Origin of the sequence: Legionella sp. km772 (genome assembly GCF_003989735.1) — a bacterium.
In the GTDB taxonomy this organism is placed as follows: domain Bacteria; phylum Pseudomonadota; class Gammaproteobacteria; order Legionellales; family Legionellaceae; genus Legionella.
The window spans coordinates 1-4,178 of sequence record NZ_RZGQ01000219.1 but is presented as its reverse complement, the minus strand read 5'-3'; the positions used below and the strand labels follow the sequence as shown (position 1 = coordinate 4,178).

Genomic DNA, 4,178 nt, shown 5'->3' with positions numbered 1-4,178 from the left:
GGAAAATCAAATAATCACTATAAAGATCAAGCATATCCATTTAATTCCCTCCCTAAAATTAAGGGCGGAATTCTAATGCTTTTTAGTCAAACTACAAGTTTATGTGCGTAACATGAGTAATCAGAAATGCCAAAGAGGCCCTAGAAAGCTCACCGCAAGATAAAGTAATTCTGTTTAAATCGGGACCAATAGATGACGAGCATTTTTTTATCCAAGTCATTGATAATGGAATTGGCATCGATAAAATCCATAGGCCTAAAATTTTTACCTATGGCTTCACTACTAAGCAATCAGGGCATGGTTTTGGCCTGCACTCCAGCAGTAACCTGATTCATGAAATGAAGGGCGAGTTATGCGTTGACTCAGCGGGACTTAATCAAGGGGCGGTCTTCACCATCAAATTACCCTATAACAGCACTCCAACCTGATTTCTAAGATGTTTTCCTCTATTAAATTTTTATTTCTGTTGCTGCTTATGTCGTAGGATTCTGTGGTATAATTAAATTATGGGGGCGACCTGGTTTCGACGTGGGTTGCAAAACCAGAGGGGCATGCCGAGAATGAGATCTCTCGTTAATAAGGCTCAAGTAAATATAAATGCAAACGATGAAAACTTTGCTGGTGAAGCTATCGCTGCCTAATAAGCACTTTAGTTAACCACTGTGTACTGGCCTATAAACCCAGTATCCCATTGACCGAGCTCGCTTATTGGTATCGAATCAATGGTCATAGAAGATAAGCTAGTGTCTTAGTTTGTCCCGAATTAAGATGCGAAACTCAGGGAATCGCTGTATACCATCCTGCCCGTCGGAGGGTCTGCAGTTAAATTCAATAGACAAGGCTACGCATGTAGAACCAAAGGCAGAGGATCTGCGGACGCGGGTTCGATTCCCGCCGCCTCCACCAATTTAACATCCAAGACACTCCAATAACATCCATAACCTCTTGTAAACACTAGGCTTAAAGCCTATCATACGTCCACTATTGTCAATAGATACCCCTACATCCAAACCATAGTGGGGGTATTTGTTGGGGTACATCGAGATATGAAGGTTAAGCTTTCAATTTTGAAATTTTCTTGTAATTTATGAATAAATAAAGCGAAATGACTTCATAAGTGCTCAATAAATTCATTACTCATATAATTAAAGTCTTAGGTTATGATTTATACTTATCATGCTACAATTACCCAAACTAATAAGTTTGTATTAGAAGGGAGTCTGTATGTACCTTACGAGAAAATCATTTAAAGAAATTAATCTAGATGATCCGTTTTTTGACTCATTAAAAGCTGACTATTCAGAATTTTCTCATTGGTTCGCTAAAAAGGCAAAGGAAGAAGAGCTAGCTTATGTTTTCCAAAATGAACATGGTGACATGGATGGTTTTTTATATCTTAAAATAGAAGAGGGATCACTTGGTGACGTAGTGCCTGCATTACCATCAGCACGACGTATTAAAGTGGGAACTCTGAAGATCAATGCTCATGGAACAAAATTGGGTGAGCGATTTTTAAAGAAAATATTTGATCACGCAATCTTTGAAACCGTTAAAGAGATTTACGTTACAGTATTTGCTCATCATGCACCTTTAGTCGCCTTGCTCGAACGTTATGGCTTCTTACGCAAGGCTGAAAAGATAACTCAAAATGGTACTGAGTTAGTATTGGTGAGAAATTTATGCGCAAACTATATAGACGTGGTTTCTAGTTATCCGCTTGTACGTCTAGATAATGAACGGGTATTTTTATTGTCATTATATCCAGAATGGCATACAAGACTGCTTCCAGATTCAATTCTTAAAACAGAAAGTATGGATATAATAGAGGATGTTTCTCATACAAATAGCATTCATAAGGTGTATTTGGCAGCAATGAACGGAATAGAGGTCTTGAAGAAAGGGGATGTGTTGTTGATCTATAGAACCAATGATGGCCTGGGTCCGGCCCATTTTCGATCAGTAGCTACTTCGATCTGTGTTGTAGAGGAGTATCGCTCTATTCATACATTTGTTTCACGTGATGAGTTTCTAAGTTATTGTCGACCATATAGTGTTTTCAGCGAAAAAGAACTTGAAGATTTCTGGGCAAAGAAAAAATATCCTCATGTCATTCGTTTCACCTATAACATAGCGTTAAAAAAGCGAGTAACGAGAGGAACAATGATTGATGAAATGGGGCTTAATAGGAACGCTTATTGGGGTTTTATGCAACTTTCTCGCGAGCAGTTTTTAAATACAGCTCGAAAAGGAATGATTGATGAAAGTCTTATTATCCATTAAGCCGGAGTATGCGGAGAAAATATTTGAAGGCAAAAAACAGTTTGAGTTTAGGAAAATTATTCCTAAAACGCCTGGTGTTACTACGATTGTAATTTATGCAACTAAACCTGTGGGTAAAGTGGTCGGTGAGTTTGATATTGATTCTTTTCTATCGGAAACACCTAGTGTTCTTTGGTCTTTAACTTCAGACTTTGCTGGTATTTCTAAACGATTCTTTAATGAGTATTTTCGTGGGTGTGCAACAGCACATGCTATTAAAATAAGTGAAGTCCGTCGATATGAACAGCCATTAAGCCTCACATCTGTCCTAAGTAGTGGGATTGCGCCGCAATCATTTTGCTACCTAACCTGACTCTAAATCTAAGACAAGGGAATCAGCTGAGAATATGGCAAAGTCATGCAAGAATATAGTACCAAAACTTAGGGTTGAGAAGGCATTAATGCTAGATAAGACTATTGAATAGTTGACTAATAACATTCTTTATTCTAAATTCTAGAATATGGAATAAAGGATGCTCAATGATTAAATCACAAGACATCGTAGTCTTAGCCAAACTGTTAGCTTACAAAGCAGACAAAAACTGGTCTCAAAATAGTATTGCATTTGAATTGTGCTTGAGTCCTTCTCAAATCAATAGTGCCTTCAAGAGATTAGTGGCAGCAGGGTTAATTACACCATACCATCCGCCGGCCAAACCGCAACCCATTATTCAGGCTTGTGAAGAGTTTTTTCTTCATGGATTAAAGTATGTCTTTCCTGCCAAATTAGGCGAGCTAGTCCGTGGTATTCCCACTAGCTATGCTGCTCCAAGCTTAAGTGATCAGATTGTTGCTGGTAATGATCCTATTCCTGTATGGCCATATGGCGAAGGGAATGAGCGTGGCCTTGCTCTAAAGCCATTATATTCTTCAGTCCCTGAATCTGTAGCAAAGCATCCAGATCCCTTATTTTATGACTTATTGACGCTAATTGATGCTATTCGTTCTGGGCGCGTAAGAGAAAGGCAAATTGCTTCACAAAAAATATTGGCATTATTAAAACCAAAAAAGTTGGTATCAAATGAATAGAAGTTCAGCTCAAAGAAATATCGAATCTCTTAGTTTAATCGCACATCGTCTTGGGGATTTATGTGATGAAGTAACTTTTGTCGGTGGTTGTATCACAGGCCTATTAATAACAGATAAAGCGGCTCCTGATGTACGCTTTACCGTGGATGTTGATTGTATTGTCAACGTTATCACTAGGCCGAGTTATTATGCTATTGCTGAGAAATTACGCCAGAAAGGATTTAAAGAGCTAATTTCTGGTGATCATCCCATATGCCGTTGGGATTGTGATAGCATTTTGATTGATGTCATGCCTATAGATAAAAGTGTCTTGGGTTTTTCTAATAAATGGTATAAAGATGCGCAGGAAAATTCTATTAAACATAATATTGCTGGCGATGTAAATATAAAGGTTATTTCAGCGCCTTATTTTCTAGCAACCAAGTTAGAAGCATTTAAGGATCGTGGGAATCAGGATTTTTTATTAAGTCATGATTTGGAAGATATTATCTCAATAATTGATGGCCGGCCAGAAATCGCTAGTGATGTTTTAGTAGTATCAGATAATTTAAAGCAATATCTTTCCTCTGAATTTGGATTGTTAATGAAGAATGATCAGTTCCTCCAAGCTTTACCTGGACATTTAAACTATTCACTTGAATCTGAGAGTCGAAAGAAAATCGTTGAATCACGCATAAAAGCGATTATTGATGTGGTGAAATAAATGAATATTTAGCTAGGTCCGGGGATCTGGAACAAAATTCAGGAAAAATAAGAGCTATTCCCGGTTTGTTAGTTCATTCACCTTACTCTCAGAATGGCTTATCCACAAGTCCATAGGCCAGGAGAGC

Annotated in this window: 5 protein-coding genes and 1 other RNA gene; all 6 read left to right on the top strand. The window is 37.9% G+C overall.

The genetic code is table 11. The features are described from left to right. The first annotated feature begins 119 nt into the window (after positions 1–119). The 6 genes from ELY15_RS16475 (at position 120) to ELY15_RS14030 (ending at position 4,051) form a co-directional block, all read left to right on the top strand. Positions 120–428, top strand: coding sequence for an ATP-binding protein (locus ELY15_RS16475; protein ID WP_127101113.1), 309 nt, complete (start codon positions 120–122; stop codon positions 426–428). Between the two features lie 80 nt (positions 429–508). Beyond that, positions 509–906: a transfer-messenger RNA gene (ssrA, locus tag ELY15_RS14050) on the top strand. A 318-nt stretch (positions 907–1,224) separates the two neighbouring features. After that, positions 1,225–2,280 carry an N-acetyltransferase gene (locus ELY15_RS14045; protein ID WP_127101111.1) on the top strand — a complete coding sequence of 352 codons (1,056 nt, stop codon included), beginning with the start codon at positions 1,225–1,227 and terminating at the stop codon, positions 2,278–2,280. After that, positions 2,258–2,632, top strand: a complete 375-nt coding sequence (locus ELY15_RS14040; protein WP_127101109.1) for an ASCH domain-containing protein — start codon at positions 2,258–2,260, stop codon at positions 2,630–2,632. Before ELY15_RS14045 ends, ELY15_RS14040 begins: the two co-directional genes overlap by 23 nt. A 167-nt stretch (positions 2,633–2,799) precedes the next feature. Further along, positions 2,800–3,348: a helix-turn-helix domain-containing protein gene (locus ELY15_RS14035; protein WP_127101107.1), complete on the top strand. Its 549-nt coding sequence runs from the start codon at positions 2,800–2,802 to the stop codon at positions 3,346–3,348. After that, a complete protein-coding gene (locus tag ELY15_RS14030; protein ID WP_127101105.1) occupies positions 3,341–4,051 on the top strand; it encodes a hypothetical protein in 711 nt (236 codons plus the stop codon). Before ELY15_RS14035 ends, ELY15_RS14030 begins: the two co-directional genes overlap by 8 nt. Positions 4,052–4,178 lie beyond the last annotated feature (127 nt).